14 protein-coding genes are annotated in these 20965 nt (G+C 64.1%); 7 read left to right on the top strand and 7 right to left on the bottom strand.

The features are described 5' to 3' along the window. Positions 1–10: 10 nt before the first annotated feature. Genes AC2A04_RS08150 through AC2A04_RS08160 form a run of 3 tightly spaced genes read left to right on the top strand, consistent with a single transcriptional unit; the run spans position 11 to position 5928 of the window. Positions 11–1717, top strand: coding sequence for an Hsp70 family protein (locus AC2A04_RS08150; protein WP_484211824.1), 1707 nt, complete (start codon positions 11–13; stop codon positions 1715–1717). A 10-nt stretch (positions 1718–1727) separates the two neighbouring features. After that, positions 1728–3491 (top strand): hypothetical protein, encoded by a 1764-nt coding sequence (locus tag AC2A04_RS08155; RefSeq protein WP_484211825.1) that lies wholly within the window; start codon positions 1728–1730, stop codon positions 3489–3491. Between the two features lie 22 nt (positions 3492–3513). Continuing rightward, entirely contained in the window at positions 3514–5928 is a 2415-nt protein-coding gene (locus tag AC2A04_RS08160; protein WP_484211826.1) for a ligase-associated DNA damage response DEXH box helicase, read from the top strand. A gap of 66 nt (positions 5929–5994) precedes the next feature. On the opposite strand, the gene AC2A04_RS08165 is transcribed toward AC2A04_RS08160, so the two are convergent. The 4 genes from AC2A04_RS08165 to AC2A04_RS08180 all read right to left on the bottom strand — a co-directional run bounded on the left by AC2A04_RS08165 (position 5995) and on the right by AC2A04_RS08180 (position 8668). Further along, the gene (locus AC2A04_RS08165) at positions 5995–6435 is read right to left on the bottom strand and encodes an ExbD/TolR family protein (protein WP_484211827.1); all 441 of its coding nucleotides are present in this window, start codon (positions 6433–6435) and stop codon (positions 5995–5997) included. A gap of 78 nt (positions 6436–6513) precedes the next feature. Continuing rightward, the gene (locus AC2A04_RS08170) at positions 6514–7044 is read right to left on the bottom strand and encodes an ExbD/TolR family protein (protein WP_484211828.1); all 531 of its coding nucleotides are present in this window, start codon (positions 7042–7044) and stop codon (positions 6514–6516) included. Positions 7045–7165: 121 nt separating this feature from the next. Next, entirely contained in the window at positions 7166–7915 is a 750-nt protein-coding gene (locus AC2A04_RS08175) for a MotA/TolQ/ExbB proton channel family protein (RefSeq protein ID WP_484211829.1), read from the bottom strand. A gap of 90 nt (positions 7916–8005) precedes the next feature. Further along, positions 8006–8668, bottom strand: a complete 663-nt coding sequence (locus AC2A04_RS08180; RefSeq protein ID WP_484211830.1) for an energy transducer TonB — start codon at positions 8666–8668, stop codon at positions 8006–8008. Positions 8669–9014: 346 nt separating this feature from the next. Between AC2A04_RS08180 and AC2A04_RS08185 the strand changes: the two genes are divergently transcribed. Beyond that, positions 9015–9905 carry a hypothetical protein gene (locus tag AC2A04_RS08185; RefSeq protein ID WP_484211831.1) on the top strand — a complete coding sequence of 297 codons (891 nt, stop codon included), beginning with the start codon at positions 9015–9017 and terminating at the stop codon, positions 9903–9905. A 72-nt stretch (positions 9906–9977) separates the two neighbouring features. Then, a complete protein-coding gene (locus AC2A04_RS08190; protein WP_484211832.1) occupies positions 9978–11285 on the top strand; it encodes a homoserine dehydrogenase in 1308 nt (435 codons plus the stop codon). 9 nt (positions 11286–11294) lie between these two features. Here the strand turns inward: AC2A04_RS08190 and AC2A04_RS08195 are convergent, their stop codons facing one another. Then, positions 11295–11621 (bottom strand): hypothetical protein, encoded by a 327-nt coding sequence (locus AC2A04_RS08195; protein ID WP_484211833.1) that lies wholly within the window; start codon positions 11619–11621, stop codon positions 11295–11297. Between the two features lie 361 nt (positions 11622–11982). Here AC2A04_RS08195 and glpX point away from each other — a divergent pair, with 361 nt between their 5' ends. Next, on the top strand, positions 11983–12975 hold the full coding sequence (gene glpX, locus AC2A04_RS08200) for a class II fructose-bisphosphatase (protein WP_484211834.1): 993 nt from the start codon (positions 11983–11985) through the stop codon (positions 12973–12975). Between the two features lie 176 nt (positions 12976–13151). Further along, on the top strand, positions 13152–14711 hold the full coding sequence (locus AC2A04_RS08205) for a hypothetical protein (protein ID WP_484211835.1): 1560 nt from the start codon (positions 13152–13154) through the stop codon (positions 14709–14711). On the opposite strand, the gene AC2A04_RS08210 is transcribed toward AC2A04_RS08205, so the two are convergent. Together AC2A04_RS08210 and rpoC are read right to left on the bottom strand one after the other, a co-directional pair. After that, positions 14697–16505: a methyl-accepting chemotaxis protein gene (locus AC2A04_RS08210; protein WP_484211836.1), complete on the bottom strand. Its 1809-nt coding sequence runs from the start codon at positions 16503–16505 to the stop codon at positions 14697–14699. The two genes, AC2A04_RS08205 and AC2A04_RS08210, sit on opposite strands and share 15 nt — an antisense overlap. 159 nt (positions 16506–16664) lie before the next feature. Then, positions 16665–20948: a DNA-directed RNA polymerase subunit beta' gene (rpoC, locus tag AC2A04_RS08215; RefSeq protein ID WP_484211837.1), complete on the bottom strand. Its 4284-nt coding sequence runs from the start codon at positions 20946–20948 to the stop codon at positions 16665–16667. Positions 20949–20965: the final 17 nt, after the last annotated feature.

The following is a 20965-nucleotide window of genomic DNA, read 5'->3' on the forward strand; positions in this document are numbered from 1 at the left end:
TTTCAGAAGAATGCTCATCGGGATCGATCTGGGCACCACCAATTCTGCGGTGGCCCTGTGGAAGGATGGTCAGGCGCAGCTGGTGCCCAATGCGCTCGGCGCCTTGCTGACGCCTTCGGCTGTCTCGGTCCTGCCCGATGGCACCACGCTGGTAGGCGCAGCCGCACTCGATCGGATGGCGTTGAAGGACGGCGCCACCGCCACCAGCTTCAAGCGCCTGATGGGCACCGACCGCAAGGTGCGCCTCGCTCGCAAGGACTTTTCGGCCGAGGACCTCTCGGCACTCGTGCTCATGGCGTTGCGTGACGATGTCGAGGCGCTCACTGGCGAACGACCTTTAGAGGCGGTGATTACCGTCCCGGCCTATTTCAACGACCGCCAGCGCAAGGCGACACGGCGTGCGGGCGAGCTCGCCGGGCTGACCGTCCGCCGCCTTATCAACGAACCCACCGCCGCCGCGCTTGCTTTCGGTCTGCAGGACAAGGCCGAGCGCGAGCCATTCCTCGTTTTCGACCTTGGCGGGGGCACTTTCGACGTCTCGATCGTCGAGATGTTCGAGGGCATTGTCGAAGTGCGCGCATCGGCGGGCGACAACCGGCTGGGTGGCGACGATTTCAACGCCGCGCTGGTGGCTGCAGTCCGGGGACGGCTCGATCCCGAAAACCGGCTTTCGGCGCTTGGGCAGGCGCAGGCTGACGCTCTGCTACAACAGGCTGCCGAGCGGGCCCGCCGCGCGCTGTCGGATGCTGCCGAGGCCGAGTTCGCCGTGACGGTGGGGGAACAGCGCCTCTGTGTCACGGTCACCACCAGCGAATTCGAAGCCCAGGCTGAGGGTCTCATCCGTCGCCTGCGCGATCCGGTGGTGCGAGCGCTGCGCGATACGCAGATCGATGCCGCTTCGCTCAGCGAAATCGTTCTGGTCGGCGGTGGCACGCGCATGCCCGTGGTGCGCAAGGCGATCACCCGCCTGTTCGGCCGTTTTCCAAACTCCTCGGTCCATCCCGACCATGCCGTAGCCCTTGGCGCGGCGATCCAGGGCGGGTTGATCGCGCGCGACAGCGGACTGGATGAGATCCGCATCACCGACGTCTGCCCCTTCACGCTCGGCATCGAAACCGCCGAGCGCACCCAGCGCGGCATGATCCAGCAGGGGCTGTTTTCGCCAATCATCGATCGCAACACTCCGGTGCCGGTCAGCCGATCGGGCGTCTACAGCACGATGAGCGAGAACCAGAAGCAGATCGAGGTCTCGATCTATCAGGGCGAGGCCCGCGAGGTTGCGGGCAACGTCAAGCTGGGCACGCTCAAGGTGCCGGTGCCGCCGCGCCCGGAGGGCGAAGTCGCCATCGACGTGCGCTTTTCCTATGACAGCTCCGGCCTGCTCGAGGTGGACGTGGAGGTGCCGCTTACCGGCGCCAGGCACAATCTGATGATCATCGACGAGGAAGACCGCCGGGCCACCAGCGATCTGGATGCGCGGCGCAAGGCACTGGCCGCGCTCAAGCATCATCCGCGCGAGGAAGCGTCAAACCAGGCACTGCTCGCGCGCGCCGAGCGCTGCTTCGAGGAATTCCTCGGCGATGCCCGAGCCATGGTCGGCGAACGCACGCTGGCCTTCACGTCTGCGCTCGACAGCCAGGACCCGCGCCGCATCGCCGATGCCGCTGCCAGCCTTGCCGGCCTGCTCGACATGCTCGAAGCGCGCTCGCCGCTATGAGGGGCGCCAGGTGACACCCACCCAAGCCTTTGGCGCACTCGGTCTTGCCAAGACGGGCGACGTCGCCGCGATTCGTCGCGCCTATGCCGACAAGCTCAAGGCAATGGACGTCGATCGCGATGTGGCAGGCTATGCCCGCCTGCGCGATGCCCGCGACACCGCCTTGCGCTGGGCGCGGATGCAGGGCGCGCCCAAAGTCGAAACGATCGATTCCGAAGTTCCGGCTGCCCCGCTGGACAGGGGAGAAGCGGCCGAGCCTGACGGCCCCTCGCCTGAAAGCTCAAGCTGGCTTTACTCCGCTCCGGAAGCGACCGGCACGGCCGATCCGACCCTGACCACCCGTCTCGGCCAAAGCACCCAATCGCTCGACGTCACGCCGGGGTTCGCGCAGGCAAAAGCGCCAGCCGAACAGGCCATCGCCTTTGCGCGCGACCCCTTCGCGCGGCCGGTGCTGCTCGGGCTCGAACACAATGCCGACGCGGTCATGCCATCGTGGGCCCACGAGCAGGCACTGCATCGCCTGTTGTTGCCCGAAGGGAGCGGCGAGGACATGCCACCGCTTGAAGGGTGGGAAGAAGCCATGGCGCGCGGTCACCTCAAGGCCGTGCTCCACAATGCCGAAACGGTAAGCGTCACCGCGTTTGATGAGATCGACAACTGGCTGGCGGGTCTGCTTGCCCGCACATGGCCGCGCTCGGCCCCCTTGCTCGAGCCTGCGGCCGCGGTCTTTGGATGGGAGAGCGAGCGCGGGCAGGTGAGCGAGCGGCCTGCTGTGGCCTTCCTCAACGCGCGCCTGCGCGGGCTGCGATTCCGCGAGAAAGTCGAAGCTCCGGGTCATCCCCTTCACAAGGCCTGGACCGAATTGACGACGCCCGCCCAGCAGGGAAGCCGGCGGGGCTGGTTCGTGAAGCGCAGCGAGGTTGAGCAACTGCTGGAAGGCGTGCGCAAGAATTTCCCCGAAATCGAACATCACTTCGATCCCTGGCGCGTTGCGCTGTGGGAACGGCAGCCAGCCGGTGCATCGGACGGCTGGTGGAGCAAGTCGCGGATCGCGATTTTCGCGGCAATCCTGCTGGTTCAAATCGCGCGCTATGCCGGATCGGATCGGGAGTCCCAGCCCTATTACGCTCCGCCACCGGTCGAGGCGGGGCAGGCCGGAAACGACACTGCAATAATAGCGCGCGCGGTCAGCAGCATTTTCGGCGAGTCCGTGACGTTCGAGCAGGTCCAGGCCCGCCAGCCCGATCTCGCCGCGTTGTTCTCGGCCAATCGCACGATCGCGCGGTCGGAGAAGGACAGCGACGATGCCTATATCGCCAAGGTCCGCGATCTGGTGCGCGAGCGCATGTACATGACAGCACGCGTGATGAAGGGGCCGCTTCTCGACGATGTGCAGCGCGTCCGAATCGATGTTCTGCGGGCTGCGCGCAAGGCAGGTGCTGCCCAGTGCATGAGCTATGTTCGCACCCGGCGGCTCGCCCCGGAAGTAACCGTCGGCACAGGCGTGCTGCTGCGCGAGGGCGATCTGGCCCGGCGTATGCTTGACGCACACCAGCTTGGACCGCCGGCCCGGATTGCGCCGGGGCGGGTCAGCGTGCCGGGCGAACTGGTCGGCAAGGTCATGGAGAATACCGGCATTGGTGAGGCACGGGTGCGCCAGGCGATGGATGGAAAGGGGTCGGACGCCGACCAGTGCGCCGTGATCATCGCAATGATCGATGCAACCTTGCGTTGGCCGGGCAAGGAGCGCCCCGCCATCCTTTCGGTCCTGTAGAACAGTCCCTATCTTGAGCGGGATGACGCTTCCTCCCGCCATAGCCGATTGGTTCGCCGCGCGGGGCTGGCGCGTCCGCCGCCACCAGTGGGAGATGCTCGAGGCGGCCCGCGCGGGCGAGCACGCGCTGCTCGTGGCCGATACCGGCGCTGGCAAGACGCTCGCTGGGTTCCTGCCAACACTGGCCGACTTTGCCGGGGACGATCCGCCCGGCGACGGTCTGCACACGCTCTATGTCTCGCCGCTCAAAGCGCTGGCGCACGACGTCCAGCGCAACCTGCTGACACCGGTCGACGACATCGGCTTGCCCATGCGGATCGAGACGCGCAGCGGCGATACACCGTCCGATCGCAAGGCCCGCCAGCGTGCGCGCCCGCCGCACGTGCTTCTCACCACGCCCGAATCGCTCTCGCTGCTGCTGAGCTATCCCGAGGCAGCGACCATGTTCGCCAGCCTCAAGCGCGTGATCATCGACGAGGTGCACGCCTTCGCTACGGGCAAGCGCGGCGATCTGCTGGCGCTTTCGCTCGCCCGGCTTCAGGCGATTGCACCTGACGTGCGGCGCGCGGCGCTTTCCGCCACCGTAGCGATACCCGACGAGTTCCGCGCATGGCTCGCGCCCGATGGTGAGGCGAAGTCCGTCAGGCTGGTGGATGGCGAGGCCGGGGCCGAACCCGAGGTTTCGATTCTGAACCCGGTCGATCAGCGCGTGCCGTGGGGTGGCCATGCGGCGGCATGGGCCGTGCCGCAGCTTTATGACGAAATCCGGCGCAACCGGACCACCCTCATCTTCACCAACACGCGATTCCTTGCCGAATACATCTTTCAGCTGCTGTGGGACGTGAACGACGACAAGCTGCCCATCGGCATCCACCATGGATCCTTGTCGAAGGAAGCGCGCCGCAAGGTCGAAGGGGCCATGGCGCGGGGCGAGCTGCGCGCACTGGTCTGCACCGCAAGCCTCGATCTCGGCGTCGACTGGGGTGACATCGATCTGGTCGTGCAGATGGGCGCGCCCAAGGGTTCGTCGCGCCTGCTCCAGCGCATTGGCCGTGCCAATCACCGCCTCGATTGCCCGAGTCGTGCGCTTCTTGTCCCCGGCAATCGCTTTGAATTCCTTGAGGCTTTCGCAGCTCAGGAAGCCGTCGAGCAAGGCCAGCGCGATGGTGAGGATTTTCGGCCCGGCGGGCTCGACGTTCTTGCCCAGCACGTCATGGCCTGCGCCTGTGCGGGGCCTTTCGACGAGACTACCCTGCTCGCCGAAGTACGTTCGGCCCATCCCTATCGCTGGATCGACGACGCCCAATGGACACGCGTGCTCGAGTTCGTTGCGACCGGGGGCTACGCGCTGCGGGCCTATGACCGGTTCAAGCGCATTGTCCGCGATCGGCAGGGCACCTGGCGACTGGCCCATCCCGAACACGCCGCGCGCCATCGCCTGAACGCCGGGATCATTGTCGATGCCGAGATGCTCGAAGTGCGCTTCCGCAATGGGCGCAGCCTCGGCAAGGTCGAGGAGGCCTTCGGCGCGACGCTTTCACCGGGCGACACGATTCGCTTTGCCGGCATGGATCTCGAGGTCGAAGGCTTGCGCGATCTTGAACTGATCGTTCGCGCGGCCAAGAAGCCGGGGCAGATCCCCAGCTACATGGGTGCGCGCCTGCCATTGACCACGCATCTTTCCGAGCGCGTTCGTGAACTGATGGTCGACCGGCCCGGCTGGTCGCGGTTCCCCGATGACGTCCGCGAATGGCTGGAGATGCAGGACTGGCGGAGCCGCTTGCCCGGCCCCGGAGAGCTTCTGGCCGAGAGCTTCCCGCACAACGGTCGGCACTACACGGTCTATTACACCTTCGAGGGATGGAACGCGAACCAGTCGCTGGGCATGTTGATCACTCGGCGAATGAATGAGCGCGGACTGATGCCGCTGGGCTTCGTTGCCAACGATTACTCTTTGGCCGTCTGGGGCGTGCGGCCGGTCGATGATCCTGGGCCGCTCCTGTCACCCGACATTCTGGCACACGAGTTCGTAGAATGGGTTCAGGAATCGCATCTCCTGCGCCGCGCCTTCCGCGAGGTGGCAGTCATATCCGGGCTGGTGGAGCGCCAGCACCCGGGCAAGCGCAAATCCGGCAAGCAAGTCACCTTTTCGACCGACCTCATCTACGATGTTTTGCGCAAATACGAGCCGGATCATTTGCTGATCCAGGCCGCTTGGGCCGACGCGCGGGCGCGCATGACCGACGTCGGACGGCTGGGTGATCTGCTCGATCGCGCCGAGGGCCAGCTTGTCCACGTGAAGCTGGATCGGGTTACCCCGCTTGCGGTGCCCGTGCTGGTGATGATCGGCCGCGAGACACTCCCCGCTGGCGCGGCGGACGATGAGCTGCTGGTCGAAGCCGAGAGCCTTGCCGCAGCAGCTATGCGGGCGGATTGAAGGCATGGAAAAAGGGAGCGGATCGCTCCGCTCCCCTGATCTTTTCGTTCGCAGCGTGCGAGAGACTTACTGGCCAGACTTCTGGAAGGTGGCGAAGTTCTCGTTGCCGACGAAGCCGAACTTGGTGACCTTCGAATCCGTGATGATCTTCATCAGCTGGTTCGCGATCTCATAGCTCGCATATTCCTCCGGCTGGAACTGAAGTTCCGGCTCGGGATCGATTGCCTTGGTCGATTCGAGGATCGAGACAAGCTGACCCGAATTGATCGGGGCGCCGTTCCAGAGGATCTGGTTCGACATCGTCAGGACGAGCTTGTTCTTGATCGGATCGACGGTGACGTTGTTCGGAACCTGCGAAGGCTGCGGAAGGTCGATGTTCACCGCGTGGGTCGCCACGGGGATGGTGATGATGAACATGATGAGGAGAACGAGCATGACGTCGATCAACGGCGTCGTGTTCATTTCCATCATCGGCTCGCCATCATCTTTGCCGGCGCTCATACCCATGTTTGGTACTCCTGTTCGTTCTCTGACCCGGTCGGCCGGTCGGGGTGCCCGGAAGCCACCCGACCGCTCCGAGCGGCGTTAACCGTTGGGGTCAACCGGGGTGGAGATGAAGCCGACCTTGGGATAGCCAGCCGACTGGACGTTGTAGATGGCCCCGGCGATGCACTTCCAGGGGACGTTCACGTCGCCGCGGATCTGCACTTCGGGGATCTTCTCCGGATCCATGTTGGCGGCGCCGCCTTCACGCTTCACAATCGCATCGAGGCGATTGAAAGCCTGCTGGTACAGCTCCTGGTTGTCGACCGGGGTCGTGTTGTTGAAATAGACGCGGCACTGGCCGGTGCGCGAGGAACCCTCGTAACCGGGCTCCTTCGGGCTACGACCTGCAGCGTCTGTCGCGACCACCGAAAGCATCAGGTTCTCGACCTTGTCCTGCGATTCCTCGCTGGGAAGGACGGGCACCTTGAGCTTTTCGACAGTCTGGATCGCGACGGGCACCGCGATGAGGAAGATGATCAGCAGCACCAGCATCACGTCCACGAGCGGCGTGGTATTGATGTCCGACATCGGGCGTTCTTGACCGCCAGCGCCGCCTACAGACATTGCCATGGGTTACATCCTATCCGTTCTGATCCGCGGGAGGTGCCGGAGCGTCCCCGAGGGGAAAACTCCGGCAGAAGCCCGCGTGTCCGGAAAGGGGCCAGCGGCGAACCGCCAGCCCGGTTCTGACTTACTTCTTGACCGGAGCGGCCGGGGTGGCGGGAGCAGCGGTAACCGCCGGCTTGACCGCACCCTTCGAGTTGATGTTCGCCAGAAGGTCGGTCGAGAAGCCCGAGAGCAGTTCACCGATCTTCTTGTTGCGAGCCTGCAGCCAGTTGTAGGCAAGCACGGCCGGAACGGCGACGAGCAGACCGAGCGCGGTCATGATCAGAGCTTCACCGACCGGACCTGCGACCTTGTCGATCGAGGCCGACCCGGCGAGGCCGATATTGATCAGAGCGCGATAGATGCCGACCACGGTACCGAACAGACCGATGAACGGCGAGGTAGCGCCCACGGTTGCAAGGAACGGAAGACCACCAGCCAGACGCGAGTTGATCGAAGCTTCCGAGCGGGCGAGCGAGCCGTGCAGCCAGTCGTGCGCTTCGAGGGCGTCGGTCATCTTGGCGTGCTGGTCTTCAGCGGCGATGCCGTCGTCGACGAGCTGGCGCCATGCCGAGTTCTTGTCGAGCTTGGCAGCGCCTTCCCGAAGCGAGGGAGCGCGCCAGAAGGTGCTGCGGATCGCCTTGTATTGGCCGAGGATCTTGTTCTGTTCGAAGAACTTGGTGAACAGGATGAAGAACGAACCGAACGACATGATGCCGAGAATGATCACGGTTGCGTAGGCGATGAAACCGCCCTGCTGAAGCGCTTCGGCGAAACCGAACTTGTTCTGCGGCGCGGCGTTGGCGGCCCCGGCGGCAAGGTTGTAGATGAACATGCGAGTCTTCCTCTTCAATTCAAATCAAAGTGCGTGAAAGCCGTTTGACCGGGCTCTCGTGTCAATTTCAGGCGTTTCCGCCCGGCTGGATCAATCCTTCGGAATGACCCAGCGGATCGAGTTCGAATACGAGCCCGTGGTCGGCTGACCTTCGCCATCCATCGCAGGCGCAAAGCGCGCGCGGCGGCGGACGTTGGCGCAAGTCGCATCGTCAAGATCGGTGCTGCCTGAAGATCTGGTGATCTGGCAGTCCGTAACCTTGCCGTCTGTTCCGACCGTGACACGGAAACCCGTGGTGCCTTCACGCTCTTCGCGAAGCGCACGCGAGGGGTAGTCGTTCGACGTCGCCCAGTTACCGGGATTGCCCTTGGGGGCAGCGGCCTTCGGCTGGAAACGCGGTGCCGGCGGAGCTGCAGGCGGCGCAGGAAGCGCAACCGGTGCCGGCGGAGCCGGAATCGGCGGTGCTTGATTCACCGTCTGCACCTGCGGAGCGGGCGCGTTAAAGCTGATCGGCGGCGGAGGCGCGACGATCGGCGGTGGGGGCGTGTCATCCTTCGGAGGAGGAGGCGGCGGCGGTTCTTCCGGCGGCTTCTCTTCCTCGATGTTGACCGCCGAGGTTACCTCTTTCACCTTCTTGATCGCCTCGTACGCAAGTCCAGTGACCAGCGCATAGCCGACGACGACATGAAGGATCGCAACGATGATGAGCGCGGTGATCTTGTTACCGCTCATCTGTTGGTCAGCGTATGCCATTCAGCTCCAATACTCCTGATCGCCCACCTGGGCCCGGAGCACGCGAACGCGGCCCTGACCAAGGTGGAGCCCTGCGCGCAGGATCACCGTCCTGCCCGAAGGCCAATCCAGCAAATTTCAATCCACCCTGCCGGCAACCCGGTCCGCCGACATCAACCCGGGTGGGCTGGCGGCGGCAAGCGTCGGGCTGCTTGTTTTTGGATTGCCCGAACGACTGGCATCTTTAACGGCGAAGCCATATCCGCGCAAATGCTTTATCCGTTAACTGGCGATTCATGGTTCCACCTGCTGGAATGGCCCGAAAAGTGACGGTGTGCGGCCCGCGCGAAGCCGCCGGAGATTACAAATGTACCTATCTAGAACGATTTTCACACCGCTGCTGGTTCTGGCTGCCTGCGCGCCCCTGCCGGCAGGCATAAATGCTGCAACTGCTCAGCAACCCCTGATTCGCGGCGTTGGCAACGCTGTCACAAGCGCTGCGGACGAACTGACCTATGCCGATCTGGCCAGCCTTGCCGATGCATCTGAAGTCGTCCTGCGCGCCCAGGTGCGCAAGATCAACCGCCTCAAGCCCGAGCAGACCCCCGGACTTGCACCGGGAATGGCGCGCCTGCTGATCGAAGCGAAGACCCTGGCCGTCCTGTCGGGACCTGCGATGGGCGAGTCCGTGCGCTACCTCACCGATGTGCCGCTGGATGCGAAAGGCAAGGTGCCCAAGTTGGGCAAGGCGCAGGTCATGCTGTTCGCACGCACCGTGCCGGGCCGTGTGGGTGAACTGCGCCTCGTCGACGGCGGTGCGCAGCTTCCCTGGTCGACCGCAAGCGAGACACGCACGCGCGCGATCCTGACCGAACTGCTCGCGCCCGAGGCTGCTCCGCGGATCAAGGCCCTGCGCGAGGTCCTGTTCGTGCCCGGAAATCTTGCCGGCGAAGGCGAGACGCAGGTCTTTCTCCAGACCGAGACCAGCGCGCCGGTTTCTCTTTCGGTGGTTCGCCGACCGGGCATGGAACGCACCTGGGGCGTCAGTCTATCGGAGATCGTCGACCAGGCCGCGCGCCCTCCGGTTCCCGACACGCTGACGTGGTATCGTCTCGCCTGCTTCCTTCCACCCGCGATACCTGAAGGCGCTTCGCTTTCCGGCAACGCGGCCGAGCACGCGGCGGCGCAGGAAGACTACGCCTTCGTTCTTGCGCAGCTGGGGCCGTGTACGCGGACGCGTCCGGCGGTTGCGCGCTGATACATCCCGTTGTTGCTCCGCGTCGCCCGGTCCCCTAAGGCGCGCGCGGGTATTGAGGTAGACGGGACTGTTATGAGCGAACCTTTGCGCATCGCGCTGGCCGGACTGGGAACAGTGGGTGGCGGCGTGATCCGGCTGATCGAGGCGAATGCCGACCTTATCGCGCGCCGCGCGGGCCGACCGATCGTGATCACCACGGTCAGCGCCCGAAATCGCCACAAGGATCGCGGGTTCGACGTCTCGCGCTATGCCTGGGAAGACGACATGGTCATTCTCGGCGAACGCCCCGACGTCGACGTCGTCGTCGAACTCGTGGGCGGCGCCGACGGTCCTGCCCTGGCGCTGGCACGCACAACCTTCGAGGCGGGCAAGGCGCTCGTCACCGCCAACAAGGCGATGATCGCGCATCACGGCGTCGAACTGGCCACCAAGGCCGAGGCAGCCAAGGTCGCGCTCAAGTTCGAGGCTGCGGTTGCTGGCGGCATCCCGGTGATCAAGGGCCTCAAAGAAGGCGTCGCGGCCAACGAGATCGCGCGTGTCTACGGCATTCTCAACGGCACCTGCAATTACATCCTCTCCACGATGGAGGACACCGGTCGCGACTTTGCCGACGTGCTCGCTGAGGCGCAGGCCAAGGGCTATGCCGAAGCCGACCCGACATTCGACATCGACGGCATCGACGCGGCGCACAAGCTGGCGATCCTCTCGTCGATCGCGTTCGGCACCGCCGTGGACTTCAAGCCCGTGGCTGCGACCGGCATCCGCCGCGTTCTGGCCGCCGACATCGCGCAGGCCGATGCGCTGGGTTACTACATCCGCCTGATCGGCATGGCGCAGACCGAGATTGATGCGCAAGGCAACCGCCGGTTGTTCCAGCGCGTCCACCCCCATCTCGTCCATCGCGATCACCCCCTCGCCCATGTCGACGGTGCAACCAACGCAGTCGTGGCCGAGGGCAACTTCGTGGGCCGCCTGCTCTTCCAGGGTGCCGGTGCCGGCGACGGTCCTACGGCAAGCGCCGTGGTCGCCGACCTGATCGACATTGCGCGCGGCGACATCGGCGCGCCGTTCTCCATCCCCGTGGCCGAACTCGATCATGCCGCGCCAGCCGACGTCGGGCACCGCACCGGCAAGGCCTATATCCGCTTCAACGTGGCCGATCGCCCCGGCGTGCTGGCCGAGATCACCGCCGCCATGCGCGATGCCGGCGTGTCGATCGAAAGCCTGATCCAGAAGGGCAATTCGGACAATGCGCAGGTCATGGTCGCGATGGTCACGCATGAAGGACCGGAAAGCGCGATAACCGAGGCGCTGCGCCTGCTCGAAGGCTCGCCCGCGCTGGCAGAGCCTCCGCTGGTCATGCACATCCTCGGCGAATAGCCGCAGAGGTCAGGGCGCGGGAATCTCGCCCTTGGCAATGCGATCGGCATCCGATCCCGGAGGGGGCGGCGGCAGCGCCTTGATGTCGAAGTAATAGACCGGCGGCGGCACGCCCCCGAGGCCAATGCAACCACGGCTGCAATCCCTCAGCCCGGAGACATTGGGCGCACGCGGCAAGCCGTCGTTGGTGGATTTGGCGCTATCGGTTTCGTCGCGCAGCGGGATGCGCTCCTTCTCGCTCGCCTCCTTGCCGCCGCAGACCACGATCGTGCCGTCCGACCTCTGCATCGGGCGACAGCGCTCGGCCTGCGCCCCGGTCAGCAGTCGCTGCGACATGGCGGCATCGTCCTGTGGAGTCGCACCAACAGGTGCCGCGGGCCCCTGCATCGGGGCTGAAGACACTGCCTGTTGTTGCGCAAGCGCAGGTGCGCCTCCAAAAAGAAGCGCGAGGCCGCCAAAAACCGTTACTCTTCGTCTCGACAAGACCCTTCCCTCGCGTCTAGTGCCTAGGTCACACCCACGTCACCTGTGCCATGCAATGCTGCCACGCCAAGACTATGAAGTTCACGCATACGTTTGCACAATCTTCGCACAGCAAGTGCGCCGCGTCGAGCCGGTCCTGCCGGTGAGATCCTGCACACTGGCTGAACACTCCTCCCGGACGACTGATCCGGGCCCCGATCATTAGGGAAACACCGTGACCGACAAGCCAACCATCCCCGCTCCGTCGCAAGTTCTGGACCGCGTGCTCGTGCTCGAAATGGTCCGCGTCACCGAGGCGGCCGCCATCGGCGCGTCGCGGCTGATCGGTCGCGGAGACGAAAAGGCGGCCGATGCCGCAGCGGTCGAAGCCATGCGCGCGGCGTTCAACGAACTCGAGATGGACGGCACCGTCGTGATCGGCGAAGGCGAGCGCGACGAGGCGCCGATGCTCTACATCGGCGAGAAGGTCGGCGCAGCGCCCGGTCGCGGTCCCAAGATCGACATTGCACTCGACCCGCTCGAAGGCACGACGATCACTGCCAAGGCGGGCCCGAACGCCCTTGCGGTCCTGGCCGTGGCAGAAGAAGGTGGTCTGCTCAATGCCCCGGACGTCTACATGGACAAGCTGGCGGTTGGCCCCGGCTATCCCGACGGCATCATCGATCTCGACAAGTCGCCCGCCGAGAACGTCAAGGCCGTGGCCGCGGCAAAGGGCGTCGCTCCGGGCGACATCATCGTTTGTGTCCTCGATCGCCCGCGCCATTCGGACCTGATCGCGGAACTGCGCTCGCTGGGCTGCGGCATCGCGCTGATCCCCGACGGCGACGTGGCCGGCGTGATTGCGGTGACCAACGAGGACACCGGCATCGACATGTACATGGGCACCGGCGGCGCGCCCGAAGGCGTGCTGGCGGCAGCCGCCCTGCGCTGTGTCGGTGGCCAGTTCAAGGGACGCCTGCTGTTCCGCAACGAGGATGAAAAGGCGCGTGCCCGCAAATGGGGCATCGACGATCTCAACAAGCAGTATGACCTGATCGAGCTGGCGAAGGGCGACTGCATCTTCGCCGCGACCGGCGTGACCGACGGTTCGCTGCTTTCGGGCGTCAAGGTACACAAGAACGGCGTGATGACGACCGAAAGCGTGGTGATGCGCGCTTCTTCGGGCACAGTGCGCTGGGTAAAGGGTGAGCACCGCAAGGGCCGCTGAGCGAGCGGAAGCGCTTCACGACAGACAATGACACCGAAGGCCGCTTGCACGGCGGCCTTCGGTTGCTTCCAGTTCCGCGAGAAAAGGGATTGTCCCGCCTCGCCATCCCGATAAGGTCAGCCGCAATCGCAGCGAACGGGGGATGCGTGCGCCTATTTATCAAAAGCTTGTTGGCCGTGGCGTCGTTGTTCACGCTGGCTCCGAGCGTGCAGGCAAAGTGGTTCGAGGCATCGAGCAAGCACTTCGTCGTCTATTCCGATCGCGGGATGGATCAGTCCCGCATCATGGCGACCAAGCTCGAACGCTTCGACGCCGCGCTGCGCCAGCTGACCAACCGTCCGGACGAGCCCGTTTCACCCGCTAACCGCGTGACCATCTTCATGGTGCAGAGCCAGATCGAGGTGTCGCGCCTGTTCGGCAAGGGCGGGGCTTACGTCGGCGGTTTCTATTCCTCGATTGCCGGCGGCTCCTATGCCATCGTCCCGCCTTTCCTCGTCCAGGCTACGGGTGAGAACGGCTTTGAAGAAGGCGTGCTGCTGCACGAATATGCCCACCATTTTGTCTCGGAGAACCAGTCTGTCCTCTATCCGCTCTGGCTGAACGAAGGCTTTGCCGAGTTCGTCTCGACCGCGCGTTTTGAAAAGAACGGATCGATCGGTCTGGGTCTGGTCGGGCAATGGCGCGGTTGGCAATTGACTCATCAGGTCACCGTCCCTGCGGAAATGCTCGTAGACAGCCAGGCCTATTTCAATCGGCGCGAACTGGCTTTTGACCAGTTCTATCCGCGCTCGTGGCTGCTCTATCACATGCTGACGTTCGAGCCGACGCGGGACGGCCAGCTTTATGCCTATGCGAGAGCACTCTCTAACGGACTGAATGACCGCGACGCTGCCCTGGCGGCCTTCGGGGATCTTCGCAAACTCGAACTCGATCTGCAGTCCTATGGACGCAAGGTCTCGATGCCCTATTACCTGATCAAGGGGGAAACCCTGCCCGTCGCAACCGTGGCCGTGCGCGAGCTCGACGCGGGATCGAGCGAAGTCATCCCCCTGCTGACAAGGCTTCGGCGGGGCGTGGCCGAAAAGGACGCTGAAGCGCTTGCCGTTGACACCCGCGCCGTCGCCGCACGTTACCCGCAGTCCGCCTTTGTCCAGACCGTGCTGGCACTTGCCGAATATACCGCCGAGCATCATGACGCGGCTCTGGTCGCTGCCGAAAGCGCCCTTGCGATCGATCCCCAGGCGACCGAAGCCCACCTCCTCAAAGGCCGGGCGATGCTCGCAAAGGCCGGGAAGGAAGGCGCTAACGGCACGCAATGGAATGCGATCCGCGCCGCATTCCTCAAGGCGAATTCAATCGAACCCGACCACCCTTTGCCGCTCCTCTATTATTATCTTTCCTACCTCAACCAGGGCTTCAAGCCGACCGGCAACGCCCTGCAGGCGCTGCACCGATCGCTCGAGCTTGCACCATACGATCGCAGCCTGCGTGAAGAAGTGGCCATCAGCCAGATCGCGCGCGCGCAATTCGATGAGGCGAAGGCGACTCTGCGCATGCTGATGCGCGATCCGCACCTGCCGGTCAGTGCCGCTCGTATTCGCGCTGCGATCGAGAAGATCGATGCGCGAAACTCTGAAGGCGCGCGCAAGCTGCTCCAGATGTCGAACGACGAATTCGAGAAGCGTGAAAAGGATGGAACGCTGGACAGCGGCGAAGGGCGATCAGCCGACGCCTGACGCCAGGGCAAGCCTCCGACCGGACCGCTCGCCTTGAAGGGCGGATGTTCGGCGAAGTGTCCCGGCGTTTGCGGCGTGGGCGGGACGGGCGTCGTTGTCTCGCGTCCGGAAACTGGCAACGAGGCTGGTCAGTCGCTCAGCCTCGAGCGAGAGACTGTGCGTCGCAGCTGAAGACTGCTCAACCATAGCCGCATTGGCCTGCGTCATCCTGTCCATTTCAGCCACGGCAATGTTCACGCTGGCAAGGCTTTCGGCCTGCTCGGCGGCGGTCTCGGCAATGCGCGAGAGCAAACCATCAACGCGGGCAACATGCTCGACAATGCCGGTCAGGCGCGTGCCTGTCTCACCGACAAGGCTCACGCCTTCACTCACTTGCGCGGTACTGGTCTCGATCAGGGTCTTGATGTTCTGTGCTGCCTCAGCCGAGCGCTGGGCAAGGGCACGCACTTCGGTCGCGACCACGGCAAAGCCCTTGCCCGCCTCGCCCGCTCGCGCCGCCTCCACCCCGGCATTGAGTGCCAGCAGATTGGTCTGGAAGGCAATGCCATCGATCACGCTGATGATCTGGCTGATTTCCTGCGCGGAAGCTTCGATCTTTGCCATCGCGGCGACCGCGCGACTGACCACGTCGCCACCGGCACTCGCTTCATCATGTGCCAGCGCAATGGCGTCCTGAACGCTGCGTGCTCCGGCTGCGGTCTCGCGGACGCTGCCGGTCACGTTGTTCATCGCCATGGCGGTCTGGGCAAGGCTCGATGCCTGCTGCTCGTTGCGATAGGCCAGATCATCGCTGGCGGCCCGGATTTCCGAAATGGCTCCCATCACGCTTGTCGAGCCGACGCGGACCGTTCGCAGGGCTGAGGCGAGGGCATCGACGGCAGTATTGTAGTTGCCGCGCAGTTCCTCGTATCCGCTCGGAAAGGCGGTGTTGATGCGGAATTCGAGATCCTGCCGGGCCATGCAGTCGAGCCCTGCCGAAAGCGCAGCGACCACCGCGCGCTGGTCCTGTTCGGCAGCCTGACGCGCCAGGCCGTTTTCCCGGAAGACAAGGATGGCGCGGGCCATCGTTCCGATCTCGTCCGGGCGGTCCACCCCGTCAATCTCGCCGGCGTAGTCGCCTTCGGCCATGCGCTGCATCAGTCCTGCCGTATCGACCAGCGGCGATACGACCTTCGATCGGATTGCACGGGCAGCCAGATTGATGGCCGTAATAATCAGAAGAGCGATCACGACAAACGTCGCGACCAGCACTCCGACAACCCGATAGGCGCGATCCATGAGGCTTGCCCGATACTCGCCGGAGAGTTCGACCAGGTGGCTCACCGCATCGTGCTGACGCTGATAGGCAGGAGTCAGTTCCGTTGCGTGCACCTCTTTCAGGGTGACCATATCGCCCGCCTTCATCGCCGGGATGAAGCGGTTGTCGATCGCGGTCCAGAATGCGTCGGCCGTGCCGATCGTGGCGGTTACCTCGTCACGCAATTCCTGCGGCACGTCCGCCTCGGCCCAATAGGCGCGGCGCTGGCGAAAAAGCGCGTGCTCTTCCTCCAATTCCTTGAGCGCACCGTCCACATGTTGGGGATCGGCAAGGACCCAGGTGGCATGAAGGTAGGGTTCCACCACAAAGGCGGGCGGCGGCAATATGTCAGCCAGCAACTCGTCCTGCAGCAGGTTCTGCCGGTGAAGGGGGCCGCCGAAGCGGATGTAGCCGATACCGGTCGCGGCTATCGCGATGCCGGCCAGGATCAAGCCGATGACGAGCTTAGCCCCTCGCGAGGTCTGGTCCTTTATCACGTACGCGCTCCTTGCGGCGACAATGGTCCTTCGCACTAGCGTGACGCGGTTAATTTGGGCGTTGGCGGGCCATTCGCAAAACTGCGCATGAGCACGCCAAGGAAAAGCCCCGCCGGATCGCTCCGGCGGGGCTTGGTGTTTTCCTCAGGCTGCGAAGGATCAGTCCTCGCTGCCCTCGATCAGGTAATCGCCCGCATCGGCGTCGGTGCCGTGGGTTTCACCCTCGACTGCCGCCAGCGGATCGTCGCCGATGGCAGCTTCCGGGCCCTGGGCCAGTTCGGCCGCATGCTCTTCGGCTGCGGTCGCCGGAGCGATCAGCGATTCCTGAAGCTTGCGATACGAGGCACGCAGCGCCGCGTCGCGCGAGTTTGCGGCAACGCGCAGGCGATTCATGCCAGCGCCAGTACCGGCAGGGATCAGGCGCCCGACGATCACGTTCTCCTTGAGACCGATCAGCGAGTCCTTCTTGCCTTCGACCGCCGCCTGCGTGAGCACGCGTGTGGTTTCCTGGAACGAAGCGGCCGAGATGAACGAGCGCGTCTGCAGCGAGGCCTTGGTGATGCCGAGCAGCACCGGCTTGCCCTCGGCCGGCGCGAAGCCGTCCTCGAGCTTGGCGTTGACTTCGAGCATCTCTTCGAGATCGACCTGTTCGCCTGCCAGCAGGGTGGTGTCGCCACCGTTGGTGATCTCGACCTTCTGCAGCATCTGGCGAACGATCACTTCGATGTGCTTGTCGTTGATCTTCACGCCCTGCAAGCGATAGACTTCCTGGATTTCCGCGACGAGGTATTCGGCCAGAGCCTCGACGCCCATCACTTCCAGAATGTCATGCGGATCGGGCGAACCGGAAATCAGGTTGTCGCCCTTCTTGACGTAGTCGCCTTCCTGCACGTCGATCACGCGGCTCTTCGGCACGAGGTACTCGACCGGTTCACCCTCTTCCGGGATGATCGCGATCTTGCGCTTGGCCTTGTAGTCACGCACGAATTCGATGCGGCCCGCGATCTTGGCGATGATCGAATTGTCCTTCGGCTTGCGGGCTTCGAACAGTTCGGCAACGCGCGGCAGACCACCGGTGATGTCGCGGGTCTTGGCAGCTTCGCGCGAGGCACGGGCAAGGATTTCACCCGCCTCGACGCGCTGGCCATCTTCCACCGAGAGCGTGGTGCCCACGGCCAGCAGATAGCGTGCGGCCTCACCCGAATCGTCGTCGAGCAGGGTCAGACGGGGACGCAGGTCCTCCTTCTTGCTGCGGTTGATCGAACGATTCTCGGTGATGACGCGGCTGGTCATGCCGGTCGCTTCGTCGGTCTGCTCGGTCAGGGTCTTGCCGTCGACAAGATCCTGATAGCGGACGATACCAGGCTTTTCGGTGATGACCGGCGTGGTGAACGGATCCCACTCGGCCAGGCGATCGCCCTGCGTGACGATCGCGCCGTTCTCGTGCAGCAGGTGCGTACCGTAGGGCACGCGGTGGATCGCGCGTTCGCGGCCATCGGTGTCCATGAGCACGATTTCACCATTGCGGGCCAGCGACAGACGACGGCCGCGCTTGTCGGTGATCGTCGGGATATCGCGGTAGACCACGGTACCGTCGCTGATCGCCTCGAGGTGCGACTGTTCGTTGACCTGCGCCGCACCACCGATGTGGAAGGTACGCATGGTCAGCTGCGTGCCAGGTTCACCGATCGACTGCGCGGCGATAACGCCGACAGCTTCACCGATGTTGACCGGGGTACCGCGGGCAAGGTCACGCCCGTAGCACTTGCCGCAAACGCCCATCGTCGCTTCACAGACCAGCGGCGAACGAATGCGCGCCGACTGGAAGCCGGCAGCCTCGATCCGGGTGATCGCGGCTTCGTCGAGAAGATCGCCCTTCGATGCCACGACTTCGCCGCTCTTGGCTTCGACCATGTCCTCGGCCAGCGTACGACCGAGGATGCGCTCGCCCAGCGAGGCGATCGTCGAACCGCCCTGGACGATGGCGCGCATCTCGAGCGCGCGCTCGGTGCCGCAGTCTTCCTCGATCACGACGCAATCCTGCGACACGTCGACCAGACGGCGGGTCAGGTAACCCGAGTTTGCCGTCTTGAGCGCGGTGTCGGCCAGACCCTTGCGCGCGCCGTGGGTCGAGTTGAAGTACTCAAGGACGGTCAGGCCTTCCTTGAAGTTCGAGATGATCGGCGTTTCGATGATCTCGCCCGAAGGCTTGGCCATCAGGCCGCGCATGCCCGCGAGCTGCTTCATCTGTGCCGGGGAGCCACGGGCGCCCGAGTGCGACATCATGTAGATCGCGTTGATCGGCTTCTGACGGCCCGTTTCCGGATCGATCGGCGAAGCCTTCAGCTCTTCCATCATGGCGTTGGCCACCTGGTCGCCGCAACGGCTCCAGGCGTCGATCACCTTGTTGTACTTTTCCTGCTGGGTGATCAGGCCGTCCTGGTACTGCTGCTCGTAGTCGGCAACCAGTTCCTTGGTCTCGGCAACAAGGGCGTCCTTGCTGTCAGGAATGATCATGTCGTCCTTGCCGAACGAGATGCCGGCCTTGAACGCGTGGCGGAAGCCCAGCGCCATGATGGCGTCGGCGAACAGCACCGTGTCCTTCTGGCCGGTATGGCGATAGACCTGGTCGATGACGTCACCGATTTCCTTCTTGGTCAGAAGGCGATTGATGATGTCGAACGGCACCTTGTGGCTCTTGGGCAGGCATTCGCCGATGAGCATGCGGCCCGGCGTCGTTTCGAAACGCTTGAGGTACTGCTTGCCGTCCTCGTCGGTCTGCGGGACGCGGGCGACGATCTTCGAGTGCAGCGTGACGGCCTTGGCCTCCAGCGCCTGATGCACTTCGGCCATGTCGGCCAGCATCATGCCCTCGCCCGGCTCGCCTGCGCGGTCCATCGAGAGATAGTAGATGCCAAGGACCATGTCCTGCGACGGCACGATGATCGGCTTGCCGTTTGCTGGGCTGAGGATGTTGTTGGTTGACATCATCAGCACGCGCGCTTCGAGCTGGGCTTCCAGCGAAAGCGGCACGTGGACGGCCATCTGGTCACCGTCGAAGTCGGCGTTGAACGCCGAGCAGACGAGCGGGTGCAGCTGGATCGCCTTGCCTTCGATCAGAACGGGTTCGAACGCCTGGATGCCGAGACGGTGCAGCGTGGGCGCACGGTTGAGCATGACCGGGTGTTCGCGGATCACCTCGTCCAGGATATCCCAGACTTCCTTGCGTTCCTTCTCGACCCACTTCTTGGCCTGCTTCAGGGTCATCGACAGACCCTTGGCATCGAGGCGCGCGTAGATGAACGGCTTGAACAGCTCGAGCGCCATCTTCTTGGGCAGGCCGCACTGGTGCAGTTTGAGCTCGGGGCCAGTCACGATGACCGAACGGCCCGAATAGTCGACGCGCTTGCCGAGCAGGTTCTGGCGGAAGCGGCCCTGCTTGCCCTTGAGCATGTCGGACAGCGACTTCAGCGGGCGCTTGTTGGCACCCGTGATCACGCGGCCACGGCGGCCGTTGTCGAACAGCGCGTCAACGGCTTCCTGCAACATGCGCTTTTCGTTGCGGACGATGATGTCCGGCGCGCGCAGCTCGATCAGGCGCTTGAGGCGGTTGTTGCGGTTGATGACGCGGCGATAGAGATCGTTGAGATCCGAGGTCGCGAAGCGGCCACCGTCGAGCGGCACCAGCGGGCGCAGTTCGGGCGGGATGACCGGCACCACGTCGAGGATCATCCATTCCGGGCGGTTGCCCGAATCAATGAACGATTCCACGACCTTGAGGCGCTTGATGATCTTCTTGGGCTTGAGTTCGGACTTGGTGGTCCGCAGCTCTTCCATCAGATCGTCACGCTCCTGGACGAGGTCCAGGTTCATCAGCATGTGCTTGACGGCTTCTGCACCGATGCCAGCCGAGAAGGCGTCTTCGCCATACTCGTCCTGCGCGTCGAGCAGTTCGTCCTCGGTCAGCGTCTGGTACTTCTCGAGTGGGGTCAGGCCCGGCTCGATGACCACGTAGCTTTCGAAATAGAGGATGCGCTCAAGGATCTTGAGCTGCATGTCGAGCAGCAGGCCGATGCGCGAAGGCAGCGACTTGAGGAACCAGATGTGCGCCACCGGCGCGGCCAGTTCGATGTGGCCCATGCGCTCGCGACGGACCTTGGTCACGGTCACCTCGACGCCGCACTTTTCGCAGACGACGCCCTTGTACTTCATGCGCTTGTACTTGCCGCACAGGCACTCGTAGTCCTTCACGGGGCCGAAGATGCGGGCGCAGAACAGGCCGTCACGCTCGGGCTTGAACGTGCGGTAATTGATGGTTTCCGGCTTCTTGATCTCGCCGAAGGACCAGGAGCGGATGCGCTCAGGCGACGCCAGACCGATCTGGATCTGGTCGAACGTCTCGGGCTTGGCGATCTGGTTCGTGAATTTGGTAAGGTCGTTCATTTTTTCGCTCCATTCCC

Source organism: Novosphingobium sp. HNCC26DJ243 (genome assembly GCF_057180545.1).

Excerpts from the sequence above, each read along its gene's own strand:
- AC2A04_RS08175 (WP_484211829.1), bottom strand. The coding sequence starts at position 7,915 with ATGTTCATCTACAACCTTGCCGCCGGGGCCGCCAACGCCGCGCCGCAG.
- AC2A04_RS08150 (WP_484211824.1), top strand. The coding sequence starts at position 11 with ATGCTCATCGGGATCGATCTGGGCACCACCAATTCTGCGGTGGCCCTG.
- AC2A04_RS08185 (WP_484211831.1), top strand. The coding sequence starts at position 9,015 with ATGTACCTATCTAGAACGATTTTCACACCGCTGCTGGTTCTGGCTGCC.
- AC2A04_RS08180 (WP_484211830.1), bottom strand. The coding sequence starts at position 8,668 with ATGGCATACGCTGACCAACAGATGAGCGGTAACAAGATCACCGCGCTC.
- rpoC (WP_484211837.1), bottom strand. The coding sequence starts at position 20,948 with ATGAACGACCTTACCAAATTCACGAACCAGATCGCCAAGCCCGAGACG.
- AC2A04_RS08160 (WP_484211826.1), top strand. The coding sequence starts at position 3,514 with ATGACGCTTCCTCCCGCCATAGCCGATTGGTTCGCCGCGCGGGGCTGG.
- AC2A04_RS08195 (WP_484211833.1), bottom strand. The coding sequence starts at position 11,621 with ATGTCGCAGCGACTGCTGACCGGGGCGCAGGCCGAGCGCTGTCGCCCG.
- AC2A04_RS08170 (WP_484211828.1), bottom strand. The coding sequence starts at position 7,044 with ATGGCAATGTCTGTAGGCGGCGCTGGCGGTCAAGAACGCCCGATGTCG.
- AC2A04_RS08165 (WP_484211827.1), bottom strand. The coding sequence starts at position 6,435 with ATGGGTATGAGCGCCGGCAAAGATGATGGCGAGCCGATGATGGAAATG.
- AC2A04_RS08190 (WP_484211832.1), top strand. The coding sequence starts at position 9,978 with ATGAGCGAACCTTTGCGCATCGCGCTGGCCGGACTGGGAACAGTGGGT.